This is a genomic window from Actinosynnema sp. NPDC023794 (assembly GCF_040639675.1).
Lineage (GTDB): Bacteria > Actinomycetota > Actinomycetes > Mycobacteriales > Pseudonocardiaceae > Actinosynnema > Actinosynnema luteola.
On record NZ_JBFAFR010000018.1, the window covers coordinates 93,540 to 110,372 of the forward strand.

At 72.1% G+C, this 16,833-nt stretch carries 16 protein-coding genes and 3 pseudogenes; 10 read left to right on the forward strand and 9 right to left on the reverse strand.

The annotated features are described in order from the left end of the window. Positions 1-81 precede the first annotated feature (81 nt). Positions 82-2,088, forward strand: coding sequence for a neutral/alkaline ceramidase (locus AB0H12_RS29940; RefSeq protein ID WP_499627361.1), 2,007 nt, complete (start codon positions 82-84; stop codon positions 2,086-2,088). Here AB0H12_RS29940 and AB0H12_RS29945 read toward each other — a convergent pair. After that, a complete protein-coding gene (locus AB0H12_RS29945; protein WP_499627362.1) occupies positions 2,085-2,522 on the reverse strand; it encodes a DUF6098 family protein in 438 nt (145 codons plus the stop codon). The two genes, AB0H12_RS29940 and AB0H12_RS29945, sit on opposite strands and share 4 nt — an antisense overlap. A 61-nt stretch (positions 2,523-2,583) precedes the next feature. On the opposite strand from AB0H12_RS29945, the gene AB0H12_RS29950 reads away from it, so the two are divergent. The 3 genes from AB0H12_RS29950 to AB0H12_RS29960 are packed head-to-tail and all read left to right on the forward strand — an operon-like array spanning position 2,584 to position 6,160. After that, complete coding sequence (locus AB0H12_RS29950; RefSeq protein ID WP_499627364.1) at positions 2,584-4,092, forward strand: FAD-dependent oxidoreductase; 1,509 nt, start codon at positions 2,584-2,586, stop codon at positions 4,090-4,092. Beyond that, a complete protein-coding gene (locus tag AB0H12_RS29955; protein ID WP_499627366.1) occupies positions 4,092-5,165 on the forward strand; it encodes a carboxylate-amine ligase in 1,074 nt (357 codons plus the stop codon). Before AB0H12_RS29950 ends, AB0H12_RS29955 begins: the two co-directional genes overlap by 1 nt. Next, positions 5,162-6,160, forward strand: a complete 999-nt coding sequence (locus AB0H12_RS29960) for an iron-containing redox enzyme family protein (RefSeq protein WP_499627368.1) — start codon at positions 5,162-5,164, stop codon at positions 6,158-6,160. The genes AB0H12_RS29955 and AB0H12_RS29960 overlap by 4 nt, the downstream gene beginning before the upstream one ends. 10 nt (positions 6,161-6,170) lie before the next feature. On the opposite strand, the gene AB0H12_RS29965 is transcribed toward AB0H12_RS29960, so the two are convergent. Together AB0H12_RS29965 and AB0H12_RS29970 are read right to left on the reverse strand one after the other, a co-directional pair. Then, positions 6,171-6,362, reverse strand: a complete 192-nt coding sequence (locus AB0H12_RS29965) for a CDGSH iron-sulfur domain-containing protein (protein ID WP_499627370.1) — start codon at positions 6,360-6,362, stop codon at positions 6,171-6,173. Continuing rightward, positions 6,346-6,993, reverse strand: coding sequence for a HemK2/MTQ2 family protein methyltransferase (locus AB0H12_RS29970; RefSeq protein ID WP_499627372.1), 648 nt, complete (start codon positions 6,991-6,993; stop codon positions 6,346-6,348). Before AB0H12_RS29970 ends, AB0H12_RS29965 begins: the two co-directional genes overlap by 17 nt. Before the next feature lie 95 nt (positions 6,994-7,088). On the opposite strand from AB0H12_RS29970, the gene AB0H12_RS29975 reads away from it, so the two are divergent. The 5 genes and pseudogenes from AB0H12_RS29975 (at position 7,089) to AB0H12_RS29995 (ending at position 10,814) form a co-directional block, all read left to right on the forward strand. Next, complete coding sequence (locus AB0H12_RS29975) at positions 7,089-7,850, forward strand: alpha/beta fold hydrolase (RefSeq protein WP_499627374.1); 762 nt, start codon at positions 7,089-7,091, stop codon at positions 7,848-7,850. Positions 7,851-8,007: 157 nt separating this feature from the next. Further along, on the forward strand, positions 8,008-8,460 hold the full coding sequence (locus tag AB0H12_RS29980) for a hemerythrin domain-containing protein (protein ID WP_499627375.1): 453 nt from the start codon (positions 8,008-8,010) through the stop codon (positions 8,458-8,460). A 147-nt stretch (positions 8,461-8,607) separates the two neighbouring features. Further along, positions 8,608-9,006, forward strand: a pseudogene (locus AB0H12_RS29985) (DUF6359 domain-containing protein); the annotation flags it as partial. A gap of 93 nt (positions 9,007-9,099) precedes the next feature. Then, a pseudogene (locus AB0H12_RS29990) lies at positions 9,100-9,783 on the forward strand (endonuclease I family protein); the annotation flags it as partial. A gap of 155 nt (positions 9,784-9,938) precedes the next feature. Next, positions 9,939-10,814 carry an LLM class flavin-dependent oxidoreductase gene (locus tag AB0H12_RS29995; protein ID WP_499627377.1) on the forward strand — a complete coding sequence of 292 codons (876 nt, stop codon included), beginning with the start codon at positions 9,939-9,941 and terminating at the stop codon, positions 10,812-10,814. Positions 10,815-11,887: 1,073 nt separating this feature from the next. On the opposite strand, the gene AB0H12_RS30000 is transcribed toward AB0H12_RS29995, so the two are convergent. From AB0H12_RS30000 to AB0H12_RS30020, 5 genes are all read right to left on the reverse strand, one after another. Further along, the gene (locus tag AB0H12_RS30000) at positions 11,888-12,139 is read right to left on the reverse strand and encodes a hypothetical protein (RefSeq protein ID WP_499627380.1); all 252 of its coding nucleotides are present in this window, start codon (positions 12,137-12,139) and stop codon (positions 11,888-11,890) included. 162 nt (positions 12,140-12,301) lie between these two features. Next, positions 12,302-12,763: an Ldh family oxidoreductase gene (locus AB0H12_RS30005; RefSeq protein WP_499627381.1), complete on the reverse strand. Its 462-nt coding sequence runs from the start codon at positions 12,761-12,763 to the stop codon at positions 12,302-12,304. Between the two features lie 174 nt (positions 12,764-12,937). After that, complete coding sequence (locus AB0H12_RS30010; RefSeq protein ID WP_499627383.1) at positions 12,938-14,176, reverse strand: M20/M25/M40 family metallo-hydrolase; 1,239 nt, start codon at positions 14,174-14,176, stop codon at positions 12,938-12,940. A gap of 31 nt (positions 14,177-14,207) precedes the next feature. After that, entirely contained in the window at positions 14,208-15,026 is an 819-nt protein-coding gene (locus tag AB0H12_RS30015; protein ID WP_499627385.1) for a sugar phosphate isomerase/epimerase family protein, read from the reverse strand. Further along, positions 15,016-16,038 (reverse strand): Gfo/Idh/MocA family protein, encoded by a 1,023-nt coding sequence (locus tag AB0H12_RS30020; RefSeq protein ID WP_499627387.1) that lies wholly within the window; start codon positions 16,036-16,038, stop codon positions 15,016-15,018. Before AB0H12_RS30020 ends, AB0H12_RS30015 begins: the two co-directional genes overlap by 11 nt. 286 nt (positions 16,039-16,324) lie before the next feature. Between AB0H12_RS30020 and AB0H12_RS30025 the strand changes: the two are divergent. After that, positions 16,325-16,447: pseudogene (locus AB0H12_RS30025) on the forward strand (DegT/DnrJ/EryC1/StrS family aminotransferase); the annotation flags it as partial. 76 nt (positions 16,448-16,523) lie between these two features. Here the strand turns inward: AB0H12_RS30025 and AB0H12_RS30030 are convergent. Then, positions 16,524-16,796 (reverse strand): hypothetical protein, encoded by a 273-nt coding sequence (locus AB0H12_RS30030; RefSeq protein WP_499627464.1) that lies wholly within the window; start codon positions 16,794-16,796, stop codon positions 16,524-16,526. Positions 16,797-16,833 lie beyond the last annotated feature (37 nt).

Consider the following 16,833-nt stretch of genomic DNA (forward strand, 5'->3'; position numbering starts at 1 on the left):
CCGCGTGTCCTGGATCACCTACCGTCGAGTAGAGGTGAAGACGTTTCGCGTATGGCGAACCGGATCGGTCGGGGAGTGCGGATGCGGGTCTCGCGACAGTCGTTGGCGGCAACGGCGCTGGTCGGCGCGCTGGTCGTGGTCGGACTGCCGGTCGCGGACGCCGCGCCGCAGCCGTACCTGGTCGGTCGAGGCATCTCCGATGTCACCGGGCCGGCCGCCGAGAACGGGATGATGGGCTACTCGGCGTTCGACCAGAAGACCACCGGCATCCACCAGCGGCAGCGCTCACGCGCGTACGTCGTGGTCGACCAGGTCACCGGCAAGCGCGTCGCGTACGTCAACGCGGACCTGGCGATGATCTTCCGGGCGGTGCAGGAAGCCGTGCTGGCCAAGCTCCAGGCCCGGTACGGCTCGCTCTACACCCGCGAGAACGTCCTGCTGTCCGCCACCCACACGCACGCCGGACCCGGCGGCTACTCGCACAACCTCGCCTACAACCTCTCTATCCTGGGCATGCAGCCGCAGACGCTGGCCGCGATCACCGACGGCATCACGGAGTCGGTCGTGCGCGCGCACGAAGACCTCAAGCCCGGTGAGCTGTCCCTGGGCCGCGGCGAGCTGACCGACGCCAGCGTGAACCGCTCCCGGGCCGCGTTCGAGCGCAACCCCGACAAGGGCCACTTCCCGCGGGCGATCGACCCCGCCATGACGGTGCTGCGGTTCCGGCAGAACGGCTCGGACGTCGGCGCGATCAGCTGGTTCGCCACCCACAACACGTCGATGACCAACAAGAACACGCTGATCAGCCCCGACAACAAGGGGTACGCGTCCTACCAGTGGGAGCACGACGACCGGGGCGTGCGGTACCTGGAGGACCGGCCCGGGTTCGTCGCCGCGTTCCCCAACACGAACGCCGGCGACATGTCGCCCAACCTCGACCTGCGCCCCGGTTCCGGCCCGACCGGGGACGAGGTGGAGAACACCCGGATCATCGGCGAGCGGCAGAACCGCAAGGCCCAGCAGGTGTTCGCGGGCCCGCAGACACCGGTCACCGGCGCGGTGGACTACCGGATGCGGTTCGTGGACATGGCCGCGGTCACCGTCGACGGCCGGTACACCACCGACGGACGACCCGGCACCACCTGCCCCGGCGTGGTCGGCGCGTCCACCATGGCGGGCAGCGTCGAGGACGGCCCGGCGATCCCCGGTTTCCGCGAGGGCATGACCAGCCCCTGGAAGGCGCTGTTCGAGCCCTTGGACGTCGAGGTGCCGCAGTGGCTGCGGGACTGCCAGTACCCGAAGGCGTCGCTGGTGCCGACCGGCCTGGTGCAGGCCACGCCGAACGTGCTGCCGCTGCAGGTGGTGAAGATCGGGCCGCTGCACCTGGTCGCCGTGCCCGGCGAGGTGACGATCGTGGCGGGCCTGCGGATCCGGCGCGCGGTGGCCGCCGAGGCGGGCGTGCCGCTGGAGGACGTGCTGGTGCAGGGCTACGCCAACGACTACAGCCAGTACGTGACCACGCCGGAGGAGTACGACCTCCAGCAGTACGAGGGCGGCTCGACGCTGTTCGGCCGCAACACCCTGCCCGCCTACCAGCAGGAGTTCGCCAAGCTCGCCGCGTCCCTGCGCGCCGGCACGCCCCTCGCGCCCGGCGCCACGCCCACCAGGCCGCCGTTCACCGAGCTCAACCTCCAGACCGGGGTGGTGTTCGACGACAAGGCCCCGTGGCACTCCTTCGGCCAGGTGCTCACCCAGCCCGCCGCCACCTACGCCCGCGGCCAGACCGCCACGGCGGTGTTCGTCACCGGGCACCCGAAGAACAACCTCCGTCGCAACGGCACGTTCCTGGAGGTGCAACGGCTGGTCGACGGCGCCTGGACGAGGCACGCCGACGACGGCGACTGGTCCACCCGCTACCGCTGGCAGCGCGACGGTGTGGCGAACTCGAACGCCACGGTCACGTGGACGATCCCGGCCGACACGGCCGCCGGCACCTACCGCATCGTCCACCACGGCGACTGGAAGAGCGGCTGGACCGGCGCGATCACCCCGTTCACCGGCGCCACGCGGACGTTCACCGTCGGCTAACCCTCGCGGTCCAAGGGACCCCACGACGTGGCGGCGTGCTCCTCGACCAGGCGCTCGCACTCGGCGAGAACCTCGTCCGTGATCCACCCGATCGGGTGACGGCATTCGACCAAGGGCTCGTTGTCCGGGCCGCGACCGACCTCGGTGCCCTCCAGGATCCACGGTCGGGTGCCCGGCCCGCGGCGTTCCCGCAGGTGGCGGTAGTCGTGCAGGCGGCGGGCGACCCAGAGCCGGAGGGGTCTGTCGCCCCACCACGGTTCGATCGCCAGCGAGTTGGCGGACAGGCCGGGCAGCCGCACGCCGCTCAACCCGTCCCGGCTGCACCGGTCGCTGTCCGCCTCCGGACCGCGCGACCAGCGCACGTACAGCTCACGGGCGGGCGCGCGGTCCTCGACCAGGGCGACCAGGTCGGCGAGATCGGCGAAGGTGCGCATGCGCCCGGGTTACCGCAGGGACGGAGGTTCGAACACGGAACGCCCGGGTACCAGCTAGAGCATGACGGAAGCGACCACGACCGCACGCCACTCGCTGTGGTCCGAGGCGGTACCGCACGGCCGGTTCCCCGTGCTCACCGGCGAGACGGCGGTGGACGTGGCGGTGGTCGGGGGTGGCATCACCGGTATCACCACCGCGTTGCTGCTCAAGCGCGCGGGCCTGCGGGTCGTGGTGGTGGAAGCCGACCGGGTCGGCAGCGGCGTCAGCGGCAACAACACCGCCAAGGTGACCGCCCTCCAATCCACTGTGTACTCGACCATCGAGCACAAGCACAACGCCGAAGCGGCGGCCGACTACGCCTCCGGCAACGCCGCCGCCGTCGAGCGGGTCGCCGCGCTGGTGTCCGAGGTGGGCATCGACTGCGACTTGCGCCGGATGCCCGCTTACACCTTCGCGTTCGACGACCGGGAACTCGACGCGGTCGAGAAGGAGGCCTCGGCCGCCGCGAAGGCGGGCCTGCCGGTGTCCCGTGACCGCGGCGAGCTGATGGGCGTGCCGTTCCCGATCGCGGGCGCGGTGCGGCTGGACGACCAGCTGGCGATCCACCCGGTGAAGTACGTGCGCGGCTTGGCGCAGGCCGTGGACGGCGACGGGTCGCGTGTCTACGAGGCGAGCCGGGTGCTGCGCATCGAGGACGGCACGCCGTGCCGCGTCCACACCGACGAGGGCACCGTCGTCGCCGAACGCGTGGTGATCGCCACGCACTACCCGATCCTGGACCGCGGCCTGTACTTCGCGCGGCTGGAACCCGTGCGCTCCTACTGCGTCGCGATCCGGTTGGCGTCGGGCACGCCGCCGACGGGCCTGGGCATCAGCGCGGGCGGCACCACGTGGTCGCTGGCGAGGTCGGGCGACCTGCTGATCGTCGCGGGGCGCGGCCACGCCGCCGGCTCGTCGCCGGGCGAGCCGTACGAGGAGCTGGCGAAGTTCGCCGCCGAGCACTGGGACATCGCCGAGGTCACCCACCGCTGGTCCGCGCAGGACCCGACGTCCTACGACAACCTGCCGATGATCGGCCCCTACCTCCCGGGCTCGTCCACGTTGTACGGCGCGACCGGGTTCATGAAGTGGGGCCTGAGCAACGGCACCATGGCCGCGGAACTGCTGACCGACCTGATCGTGGGCCGGGAGAACCCGCTGGCGGCGCGGTTCAGCCCGCACCGGCTGACCCTGGGCGCCACGCCGAAGCTGGCCAAGCTGAACGCGAAGGTGGCCGTCGACCTGGTCGGCGACCGGCTGAAGTCCGCCGAGGTCGACTCGGTCGCGGACGTGCCGGTCGGGCAGGCGCGGGTGGTGCGCGACGGCACGGGCAAGGCGGGGGTGTACCGCGACGAGGCGGGCGGCGTGCACGGCGTGTCCCTGCGCTGCACCCACCTGGGCTGCCTGGTGCGGTTCAACCCCGCCGAACGCAGCTGGGACTGCCCGTGCCACGGGTCGCGGTTCGACGTGGACGGCGCCGTGCTGGAAGGCCCGGCGACCAAGCCGCTGCCGCGGCGCGATCCCGCCTGATGACGGTGGGCGTCGAGGAGGAGTTCCTCCTCGTGGACCCGTCGACGCGTCGACCCGTGGCACGTGCGGCGGACGTGCTGGCACGCGTGCGCGACCTGCCGCCGGGCGCGCACGTCCACCTCGAGCTCAGCGCCGTGCAGGTGGAGTTCGCCAGTGGTGTGTGCGGGAACCTGGACCAGCTGCGGGACCAACTGGTGGTCGGTCGGCGCGCGTTGGCCGACGCCGCTCACGCCGAGGGGTTGTGGCTGGTCGCGTCGGGTGCGCCGCCGTTGGTCGACCCGCGACCGGCGTTGAGCGCGGGGGAGAGGTTCGAGCGGGTCGGGTCGATCTTCCGCGGGCAGGTGGACGGCTACCAGTGCTGTGGCTGTCACGTGCACGTCGGCGTGCCGGACCGGGAGACCGCCGTGCACGTGGTCAACCACCTGCGGCGGTGGCTGCCGACGCTGCTGGCGCTCGGCGGCAACTCGCCGTTCGACCGGGACCGCGACACCGGCTACGCGAGTTGGCGGATGATGGACCAGGCGGCGTTCCCCGGCTCGGGCGTGCCGCCGTTCTGCCGCACGGCCGCCGAGCACGACGATCGGGTGGCCCGGCTGGTGGACTGCGGCGCGCTGGTGGACGCGAGCCAGACGTTCTGGCTGGCGAGGCCGTCGCCGCGGTACCCGACCGTCGAGGTCCGAGCCGCCGACACCGCGGCCACGGTGGACGACGCCCTGCTCCAAGCGGGCCTGACCAGGGCGCTCGTCGACACGGCACGCACGGCCGGAGCCGCGCCCGAGCTGGACGACCAGGTGCTGGCCGCGGCCGTGTGGTCGGCGGCCCGTCACGGGCTGTCCGGTCCGGGGGTCGACCCGGTCACCGCACGTCAGGTGCCCGCCGTCGAGCTGGTGGAGGCGTTGCTGGCGCACGTGTCCGAAGCGCTGGGCGACGACCGCGAGCTGATCCACGCGCTGGTGCGCGACGTGCTCGACCGGGGAACGGGCGCGCAGCGGCAGCTGAGGGCGGGATCACCAGAAGCCGCCGCGGAGCTGCTCGCGTGCACCCCGACCGGAACGGGTAGTCCACGGTCATGACCACTGTGGACCCTGCCGTCGACCGAGCGGTGCTGCCCGCGCCGCGCGGCCCCCTGTCCGCCGCCGTCCTGGACGCCCTGCGCGGCGACCCGCCCGCCGCCGGCCTGCCGTCGCACGTGTCGGCCGAACCGTACGGCGAAGACCTGCAACTGGCCCTGCACGTGTGCTACGAGCTGCACTACCAGGGCTTCGCGGGCGTGTCGGACTCCTGGGAGTGGGATCCCGGGCTGTTGGGCTTCCGCGCCGTGCTGGAACAGGTGTTCCTGGACGCGCTGCGCGCCGACGTGCCCGGCGGCGCGGACATCGGCGGTGTGCTGGACGAACTGCTGGTGGAGCCGGTCGACGGCGTCGGCGTGAGCCACTTCCTCAAGGACGAGGGGGAGTGGTGGCACATGCGCGAGTACCTGGTGTTGCGCTCGATCTACCACCTGAAGGAGGCCGACCCGCACGCGTGGGTGATCCCGCGCCTGCGCGGTGCGGCCAAGGCGGCGCTGGTGGCCGTGGAGTTCGACGAGTTCGGCGGCGGACGCGGCGACCGCATGCACTCGCGGCTGTTCGCCGACCTGCTCGCGGGCGCCGGGCTGGACAACGGCTACCTCCGGTACCTCGATCACGCTCCCGCGGTGATGCTGGCGACGGTCAACCTGATGTCGCTGTGCGGGCTGCACCGGGCGTTGCGCGGCGCGCTGGTGGGGCACTTCGCCGCCGCCGAGATCACCACCGCGCCCAGCGCCACGCGCATGGCGAAGGCGTTGGAACGGCTGGACGCGCACCCCGACTGCGTGGAGTTCTTCACCGAGCACATCGAGGCGGACGCGGTGCACGAGCAGGTGATGCGGCGGGACGTGATCGGCGACCTGCTGGCCCGTGAGCCGGAGCTGACCGAATCCGTCGTGTTCGGCGTGCAGGCCACGGAACTGCTCGAACAACGGCTCGGCGACCACCTTCTCGGCGCGTGGGAAGAGGGGCAGACGGCCCTGCGCCTGCCCCTCTGACGCACATCGGTCAACGTCGTCTGCGGTGGCTCGTGTCGCACAGCGGGTAACGCTTGCTGCGGCGGCACGCGCACACCGCGACGACGAACCGGTCCGAGCACACCACCTCGCCGTCCTCCAGCCGCAGTTCGACCGGGCCCTCCACCAGGACCGGCCCGACGGGCACCACCCTCACCACCCGGGCGTCACGCTGCGTCGGCACGGATCACCACCAGTTCCTCGTGCTCCTGCTCGTGGTCGATGAGCCCGCGCCGGGCCAACCACTCCGCGCGCTCACGCATCACCGGCCCGAACGCGACCGTGCGGCGGGCCACCACCGACGCCTTCAGGCCACCGCCGCGCAACTGCCTCAGGGTGACGTCCGGTTCGCACAGCCCGGAGTGCACCACCAGCCCCATACCCCTTTCCTCCAACAACAACGGCATCACCGCGCACAGCCGGTCGAGCACGGAACGGCCGTCCGGCCCGGCGTCCCAGGCCCGCGCGGGCCCTCGGTCCGGCACGCCGTTGCTGGGCACGTAAGGCGGATTGGCCGTGATGACGTCGAACTTGCCCTGCCCGACCAGGTCGCCGAAGTCGCCGCGCAGCACGCGCACCGGCATGCCGCGCAACCGGGCGTTGACCCAGGCGGCGAGGAGGGCGCGTCTGCTCACGTCCACCACGGTGACCTCACGCGCACCCGCCATTCCCGAGGCGACCGCCAGCGCGCCGGTGCCGGTGCACACGTCGAGCACCCGGCCGCCACTGGGTATGCCGGCCTCCTCCAACGCCTCGGCCATCAACCACGTGTCTTCCTGGGGCCGGTACACGCCCGGCGGCCTCAACAACCACATAGGACTGTTGTTCCCGTCCTTCCCGCTGACAAACGGAAGGAATGGATCGCTCCGGATCGGGGAATCCCAGTGGCCCGGCGACGCAGGGAGGTCGGATGGGCGCGGTGGAGGTGCCTCGGGCGGTGGCCGGCGAACAGGTGCTGGTGGCGTTGCTCGGCATCCCGCGCCTGTTGGCCCATCCGGCGTGGCGCGCCGTCGACCGGGACGAGGGACGCGGGCTCGGCGTGGTGCTGGTGCCGGGCTTCGGCTTCGGCGACTGGAGCCTGCGACTGGCCAGGACGTGGCTGCGCAAGCGGGGTTACGCGCCGATCGGAGCGCGGATCGGGATGAACGTCGGCTGCACGTCGGAGTTGGTCGACCGGTTGGAACGCAGGCTGGAGAAGCACGTCGAGGCGACCGGTGGGCGGGTGGTGCTGCTCGGGCAGAGCCGCGGCGGTGGCCTGGCCAGGCTGGTGTCGGTGCGCAGGCCCGAGCTCGTGCGCGGTCTGGTCATGCTCGCCAGCCCGGTGCTGGACCAGCTCGGCGCGCACCCCAGCGTGATGCGGGTGGCGCGGACCATGGCACGGCTGTCGAATGCGGGCGTTCCGGGCCTGCTGAACGAGGAGTGCTTCGCGGGCGCGTGCTACGACACCAATTCCACCGCGATGGCGCAGCCCTTGAAGGTGCCCGCCATCGCGGTGTTCTCCCGCAACGACCTCATCGCGCCGTGGGAGCTGTGCGCCGACCCGTGCGCGGACTGCATCGAGGTGACCAGCACGCACACCGGCATGGGCCTCGACCCCGAGGTGTACCGGCTCCTCGCGCCGCGACTGGCCGAATGGGCGCGGAGCCGGGAGCCGGTGTCGACGGCGAGCTGACACGCGGCCCGAAGCCTCCCCGCGGTCGGGACGCCGGCGACCGTGAGAAGATCGAACTGCGGGTGCCGGAGACGGCGGCGTGTTCTCGGGGACTGGTGGTCCCGGTGTCCGCGAACCGGGGTCCGGAGGTGAGCACGTCATCGAACCGTCGTCGCGCTTGGAGGCGTTCGGGAACCAGCTCGTGCAGGCGCACATCGCGCTGCGCGAACGCCTGGAGGCGTTGAGCGAGGGCTTGGCGGCCGGCGCGCGCGTCACCGACCTGTGGTCGCACTGCCTGTCGTTCTGCGCCGCCCTGGAGCGGCACCACACCGCCGAGGACGACGGCGTGTTCCCCGTGCTGGCCCGCGAGCACCCCGAGTTGCGGCCGGTGCTCGACGAGCTGGGCCGCGACCACCGGATCGTGTCGGACGCCTTGGCCGCGCTGGGTGAGTTGGGCGACGTCGAGCCTGATGTGCTGCAGCGCGAGCTGGCCGGCGTGGCCGCCTTGATGGAAACGCACTTCACGTACGAAGAGCGCAAGATCGCGGACGTGCTGTCGGTGTTGACCGGGCGGCTCGGTGAGACCGACGCAAAGCTGATCACGCGTGCCACCACCGGGTACGACGCCTAAGTGCCCTTAATAGCTTCAGTGTTGACTAAAAAAGAACCAGATCTCCTGACGAATGTTCCGTGATCATTCACTCGGACGTGTGATCTTTCGTGCGATCCTGCCTGCGTGCGGCCACCCTGCGCCGCGCTTGGGAGGAGACACCCCATCGTGCGACTACGACCCCTGCTGAATCCCGTTTCCGTTGTCGTTTCCGTTGTCGCCGTCGCAGCGGCCCTGCTGATCCCCACCGCTGCCGCCGGCGCCACGCCGATCACCGTCGCCGAGGCCACCGGCCGGCAGGGCGGCGCGTCCGCGACCGTGCGCGGCTACGTCGTCGGGCAGCCCACCGCCACCAACACCGTTGTGCGGTCCGGCTTCCCGTCCGACTACGCGTTGGCGCTGGCCGACTCGCCGACCCAGACCAGCACGAGCCAGATGCTGTACGTGCAGATCACGTCGGCGTTCCGGGCCCAGTGGGGCCTGCGGACCAACCCCGGCCTGCTCGGCGCGCGGATCGACGTCACCGGTCCGTTGAACGCGTACTTCTCGCACGCGGGCCTCACCTCGCCGACCGCGTTCGCCAACGCCGGCACCACGCCGACGTCCACCACGACCCGGCCCACCTCCACGTCCACGACGACTCCCGGCGGCGGCTACGACGACACTTACTACCGCAACGCGCTCGGCAAGACCGGCGCGTCGTTGAAGACGGCCCTGAACGGGATCGTCCGGACCAACACCAAGCTGTCGTACGACCAGGTGTGGGAGGCGTTGAAGGTCACCGACCAGGACCCGAACAACAGCGCCAACGTGATCCTGCTCTACACCGGGCGTTCGCAGAGCAAGACCACCAACGGCGGTGACCCCGACGACTGGAACCGCGAGCACGTCTGGGCCAAGTCCCACGGCGACTTCGGCACTGCGACCGGTCCGGGCACCGACATCCACCACCTGCGGCCGACGGACGTGTCGGTGAACGCCGAGCGGGGCAACAAGGACTTCGACCTGGGCGGTTCGTCGGTCGGCGAGGCTCCCGGCAACTACACCGACGCCGACTCGTGGGAGCCGCGCAACGCGGTGAAGGGCGACGTCGCGCGGATGCTGTTCTACATGGCGGTGCGGTACGAGGGCGGTGACGGCTACCCGAACCTGGAGATGAACGACAACGTCAACAACGGCACCGCGCCGTACCACGGCAGGTTGTCGGTGTTGCTGCGGTGGAACGCGCAAGACCCGCCGGACGCGTTCGAGAAGCGTCGCAACCAGGTGATCTACGACAGCTACCAGCGCAACCGCAACCCGTTCGTCGACCACCCGGAGTGGGCGGCGTCGATCTGGGGCTAGGTCCGCGCTCGACACGCCCGGTCCGGACTCCCCGGTCGAGGGTCGGGACCGGGCGTTCGCGCGTCGGCGGACAGCAGATCACCCGATCCGGTGTTGACCGCTCACGCCTCCTCTGTTCGAATGAACGCATCGCTTGTTCAATCAGAGGGGGAGTCATGCGTGCCGGGATCACGATCCTGCCGGAGTACCGCTGGGCCGAGGCGAAGCCGCGGTGGTTGGCGGCGGAGGCGTACGGGTTCGCTCACGCGTGGACGTTCGACCACTTGGGCTGGGGTCCGCTGGTCGGCCACACGTGGTTCGGCTCGGTGCCCACGTTGAGCGCGGCGGCGTTGGCGACGTCGCGGATCGAGCTGGGGCTCATGGTCGCGTCGCCGAACTTCCGGCACCCGGTGCCGTTCGCGCGGGACGTGCTGGCGTTGGACGACCTGTCGGACGGCAGGATCTCGGTGGGCATCGGCGCGGGCGGGGCGGGTGGCTACGACGTCGAGGTGTTCGGCGGTGCGACCAAGGCCGCGAGCCCGGCGCGTCGGTACGAGGAGTTCGTCGAGCTGTTGGACGCCTTGCTGACCAAGGATCGGGTCGACTACTCCGGTGAGTACTACACGGCCGTGGACGCCCGGAACGCGCCCGGCTGCGTGCAACGGCCACGCACACCGTTCATCCTGGCCGCGGACGGGCCGAGAGGGCAGGCCTTGGCCGCGAAGCACGGCCAGGGGTGGGTGACCTTGGGTTCGGCGCGGGATTCGCTGGACTCGTGGTGGAAGTCGTTGGCCGAGCTGTCAGCGCGGTTCGACGAGGCGCTGGCAGCCGAGGCCCGCGACCGGGCGTCGGTCCGCCGGTTCCTGCAGACCGACGCCGCGCCGGTGTTCTCGCTGTCGAGCGTCGAGTGCTACCGGGACTTCCTGGGCCGGGCGGACGAGCTGGGCTTCACCGACGTGCTGGCGCCGTGGCCGAGAGCGGACGGCCCGTTCGCCGGTGACGAGGCGATCCTGGAGACCGTGGCCGCCGACGTGCTGCCGACGTTGTCCTGACGGGCCGGACGCCGGATCAGGCGACGACGTAGCCGGACTGGCGGGCAGGCACCGGAACGCGTGGGCAACCTGGTGGCGCGAACCGCGACCAGCGGGCCGGGGACGTGCATCCTCGCGGCACCGCCACGAACCCCGCATCGGTCGACTTGTGCTGTCTGCTCAGGCGCAGGCTGCCCGCCAAGCGTTGCTGATCTCTCGCATGACACGCCTGAGCACGTGGCGCAAGAGTCTTGTCCGAAACCTTCGGGCGCCTGGGTGAGGCCCAAGGCTCGGCGGCGGTGATGTGCCTCTCAGGGGCGGTGGCGAGTTCGCCCGGTGCCGGGTGTCCAGGAGGGCGGCGATGCGGGTGCGGACCGGCCGCCCGCCGTGGACGTCCGCTGTGGTCGCGCGGGCAGTCCGTGTATGCCGGCGGTCCGTTGTAGACGGTGAGGAAGGAGGTTTCGCTGCTCGCCGGGATGCGGCGGGCGACTTCGGCGGCACGGTCGGGCGTCGACGATCGGGCGGTGGCCGTCCTGTCCGTAGGCGGTGTGGGTGAACCACGTCGCGAGGGCGCGCAGGCGGCGGGAGTCCGCCGGGGTGAGGCGGGCGAAGTCCGGCTTACCGGTCGGCAGGCTGAGGTGCACCCTGACAGGCCCCAGCGCGGCGACGCTCGACTCGGCCACCGACACCCGGCTGCTCACCCGGCCGTTGCCTGCCCAGGCAGCGTTCGACATCGTCGCTCCGGTGACGAAAGCCCGGTGCGGACGTGGCCGAGCCCGAACATCGACGCCAACCACCGCGCGGTCTCCCGTTCCGCTTCGGACGCGGAACACCCGTCGGAAGCGGCCGGATTCTGGTCGAACGACGCCGTCAACAAGTCACCGGCGATACCCGCCGGCCTGTTCGCCATTCCCGCCGCATGGGTAGGAGTTCTGCCGCTCGTCTCCCGCCTGTGTCGAAGCCCGCCGTCCCCTGGATGGTGTTCCGGTTACTCTTCGCAGGTCCATTGTGGACCGCACGGCGACGCCACTCCGGTGCCCTTCATCCGTTCGGCCCGGACGCCGTCGCTCGTGGCCGGGTGATCCCCGACCCGGTCATCCCGCGGCCCGCAGGGCGGGCGCGATCGAGCGCAACTCCTCGTACAGCTCGACCGGCACCGGGACGCCGTGCACCCGCCGCCACCGCGCGCGTTCCCTCTCGTGCCGGCTCGGGTAGCTCACCGGCTTGCGCGGGTCGACCGGCTTGGCGCCCGCCACCGCGCCGAACAACGCCGCCGCGTCCTCCCAGAACCCCGGCCGCAGCGCCGACGGCGCGACCACCAGCGCCATCACCCCCGATGTCGTCATCCCGCGACACCGACGACAGCGGCCCCGTCGCCGCACCCGGCACCAGCGCCGCCAGCACCTCCACCAGCAGGCCCAGCCCGAAGCGCCTGTACGCGCCCGTCTCCGGGGTCCCACCCGGCCAGCGCAGCCGCCCGTCACCCCGGTCGAACGCCGCCGGGTCGGTCACCGGCGTGCCGCCGGCCGCACCCGGCCCGTGGGCACGGTCGTGCTCATGTCCAGCACGAACGGCAGCCGATCGGCCGCCGGGCAGGCCGACGCCAACGGGTTCGTGCCCAGCAACGGCTCCCGGCCGTCCGGCGCGGGCGCGATGCGCTGCCCGCCGCAGTTCGACGCGATCAGCCCGACCATGCCGTGCGCCACCGCACGCGCGGCGTGGTACCCGGCGCAGCCGATGTGCGTCGCACCGCGCAACGCCACCATCCCGATCCCGTGCCGCGACGCCCGCGCCGAGGCCGGCTCCGCCGCCTGGGACGCCGACCACGACCCGAACGCCCGACGCGCGTCGGCCAGCACGGACGCGCCGAGATCGGCCACGACCGCCGCCCGGTCCGGCGGCACGCCACGCGCCCGGAAGACACCGGTGACGGTGTCGAGCAGGGTCGGGTAGGGCACCAGGACGGTCATGTTCCCGCTTCCCGTTCCTTGATCGGAGTTGATCGGGTTCGCGTGGTCCTCGTACCTCACCCGCCGCCCGCGGCCGATGCGGATCCGGTCAGGTCCTCGGCCGTGCCGACACCGTCGACCGGGGCGTGCTCGCGCCGGACCCCGGACCGGATGAGGGACGTCCTCGAACCGGCACTAGACCGCTCCTCCGTTCCGCGCGAACCTCACGACGATGTCCCGCACCACGTCGGCGAACCGGTCGAGATCGGCGACGTCGGCGTGCTCGCCGCGCGCGTGGGCCTGGTTGCCCTCCAGCGAGCCGGGGCCGAGGACGGCGGTGTGCGCGCCCGGCACGTCGGCCAGCCAGATCGCGTCGCAGGTGAACGCGGGCTCGTGCGCGGGCCAGCGCGGCACGATGCCGTCCAGCAGCGGCACGTTCTGCGGCGGCAGCGCGGGCAGCCCGCGCTTGCGCCACACCAGCCGGGTGATCAGGGCCGCGTCGACGGCGGTGCGGTGGAACGGCGGCACGCCCCGGAAGCGGGCGGTGAACTCGGCCAGGCCTTCCCGCAACGCGGCGTCCAGCGCCACGGCCAGCACCCGCGCGGACGCCGTGCTGCCGTACGAGAGGTTCAGCAGCAGTTCGCCGCCGCCGTAAACGCGGTCGTGCATCCGTCCCGTGTGCAGCCCGGCCACGCACACCCGGCCGTCCGGCACCCGTCCGGCCAACGCGCCCGCCAGGTGCTGGGCGAGGAACCCGAGCAGCACGGACGCGTTGTGGCCGGCCTGCGGCTGGTCGCCGATCGCGTCCTCGCCGCGCACCTGCACGCACGCCGTCATCGCGGCCGTCGACCGGGGCAGGTAGCGCATCCCGGTCGGCTCGCAGAACACGTTCAAGCTGCCGCGGTACCCGGCCTCGACCAGCGGACGGGTGCCGAACACGCCCATCGCGCCGCCCTCCTCGCCGGACACCGCCTGGATCAGCACGCTCACGTCCCGCCCCACCGCCGGATCGGTCATCGCGGCGCGGACACCGGCCAGCAGCGCCACCGCGGGCCCCTTCGCGTCGATCGCGCCGCGCCCGTGGAACCGGGCGCCGTCGAACCCCGCCGGTTCGAACGGCGCGACCGTGTCCAGGTGCACGTTGAACATCACCACCGGCTCGGCCTGGCCGACCCGCAGCACCAGGTTCGGCTGCCGGGCCAGGAAGTCGGGGTCCTCGGCGATCGCCTCCCGCACCACGGAGGGCACGTCGTGCCGCAGCACGTCGGCCTCCCGCGCGGGCCCCAGGTGCACGGTGCGCATCCCGAAGCACTCGGCCGCCTCGGAGTACGCGTGCACCGCGTCCCACAAGCACACCTGGTCGGTGGTCTCCAGCGGACCCGCGGTCGGCATCGCCAGCAGCCGCAGCAACAGGTCGCGGTCCTCGCCGATCACCGCACGGCCCCCCTCGCCGCCCAGGGTCCGATCACCGCACCAGCCCGGCCATCGCCCGACCGGCCGCCACGAACGCGGGCGCCGCGTCCGCTGCGAGCGCGCCCGACTCGTGCGGGCGCAGCGACACGTGCGGCTCCAACGACCACGCGCCCCGATAACCGCCGGCGCGCAACAACTCCACGCAGTCGGCCACCCGCGCGTCACCCGAACCGGGTAGCACGAACCGGTCACCCGACGCGTCCTTCACGTGCACGTGCTCGACGTGCGCGGCCACCTCGCGCAACATCGCGTACCCGTCGTAACCGTGCGCGACGCCGTTGCCGGTGTCGAACAGCAGCCGCAACGCGGGGTTGTCCACCGCGTCGAGCAGGTCCAGCGCGCGCTCCGCGCTCGTGCCGGCCCACCCGGAGCAGTTCTCGTGCAGCAGCACGACCCCCGCCGCCTCGGCGAGCTCGGCCAGCATCGACACCCGAGTGATCACCCGGTCGCGCCACCGCCGCTCGGACAGGCCCGCGTTCGGGTAGGACATGATCCGCACGTACCGGGTGCCCAGCGCGGCGCACCGGCGCAGCAGCACGTCCAGCTCGGCCAGGTCGTCCTCGAACGGCGTGCTGATCGGCCGGGCCCACCCGCCGATCCGCGAGGCCAGGCACACCACCCGCACCTCCCGCGCCGCCAGCTCCTTCGCCACCACCGCGAACTCGTCGTCGTCCAGGTCCGCCGCCGCCCGACCGTCCACGGTGCGCAGCTCGAGGTGCGACCAGCCCAGCTCGGCGAGCACCGCCAACTGGCCCGCCAGGTCCGGCGCGGCCTCGTCCGCGATGCCCGCCAGCACCGGCTCAGCGGACATGCGCGGCCACCGGGCCCGGTGAGGCCTCGCCACGCGCCGCGGGTATCACCGGCTCGGCGCAGATGTTCTTGGCCACCGACAGCAGCTGCACGACGTCCGTGGCGAACGAGAACCCCCGCGCGTGCTGGTCGCCCGCCGCGTGGAACAGCCGGTAGGCGCGCAGCACCCACTCGGTGAGCGAGTCGTCGCGCAGCACCTCGTGCTCGCGCCGCCCGTTGAGCGTGACGGTGAGCTGCGCGTGGTCGTCGTCGTCGCTCACCGCGTAGTGGCCGACCGCGCTGCCCTTCTCGAACTCCACCGTGATCCGGCGCTCGCGCACCGGCGAGGTGAGGTCCGAGCCGATCTCCGTGCGCACGCCGCTGTTGTGCCGCAGCCCTATCCGGGCGCCGCCCATCCGCGGCACGACCACGTCGCCCACGGTCAGGTCGTAGCCGGCCGCGTGCGTGACCCGCGCGCTGCCCGCCAGCCGCAGCGCCAGCGCCACGCCGTGCGGCAGCTCCACGTCGAACGCGGTCAGGTGGCTCGGCCTGGTCAGCGACCGGCGGAAGCGCGGCTTGTTCTGCACGATCGAGATCGACTTCGGCTCGCCGAGCGTGCCGCCGCGCATCAGCTCCATCAGCCGCGCGGTGAGCGAGCTGGTCAGCCACGGCTCGACCACCGCGATCCGCAGGCCGTGCTTGCGGCGCAGCCGGATCACCCTGGCCAGGTCGTCGGTGTCGGCGGCCAGCGGCTTCTCCGCGATCACGTTGCGGAAACCGCGTTCGGCGAGCTCGGTCATCACCTCGGCGCGCACGGCCGGCGGTGTGCACAGGTGCGCCACCGTGTCGCCGGGGTCGAGCAGGGTGGCGGCCTCGGCGAGGCTGCCGACCATCGCCAGGCCCGGTCGTTCCGCGGGCAGCCGCCGCGGGTCGCACGCCACGATGGGTCGGTCGTCGAACAGCTGTCGGACCGAGGTCCGCGCCCTGGCCAGCACCGGCAGGTGCAGTTCCGCACCGGCTCGGCCCAGTCCCACGACGAGTGTGCGCACTAGTGGGCCCCGTCTTGTCTCGTCCGGTCTCGAAGGCATCAGGAATGAGTGATGTCAGCTCTCAATTGGTGGCCCCGACGTTGTCCCAATCGCGAAGGTATGTCAACTCCACAAGGGTGATGTGACCAGGAAGAGTGAACCGGCCGGTGGTCGGTCGCCGGCCCGGTGACCTGCCATACGCTCACCTCCGGAAGCGGTGACCGCGGAGGTGAGTGCGCTGACCGTGCCATTCTTCACGCAATCGGCGACATTTTCCGGATTGTGGCCGATAATGCGACGGCACATTGTGGAAGTCATCGGCAACGGCAAGTGCTCGCACGGGCGGAAAGTGCTGGAATCGGACCGGGCGCCGGTCTCGTGCACCGGGGCCGCGCACGTCGTCGGCGTGAACGGCGGCACCGACGCGCTGGTGTTGTTGGTGCGGGCGTGCGGGCTGCGCCCCGGCGACGAGGTGGCCCGCCGGCCGGACCTCACCGTTGGTCGAGGACGGCGCCGAGGCGATCGGCACGCGTCACGACGGGGCGCACGCGGGGCTGCTCGGCGCCGGGGGAGTGCTGTCGTCCTTCCCGACCAAGACCCTCGGCGCGCTGCGCCACCGCGGCCGGTTCGGCCGCACGATCGACAACCCGTGGTGGTTCACGCCCGCGCTGCCGCCGACGGTCCTGCTGCGGGCCGGGCAGCTGCGCGTCGGGTTCGGCGACGGCGACGGCCTCCGCGCCCGGCGCATCGGCATCCACGTGCACCGGGTCACCGTGGTGACGCCCGTCGTGGTGAACCTGG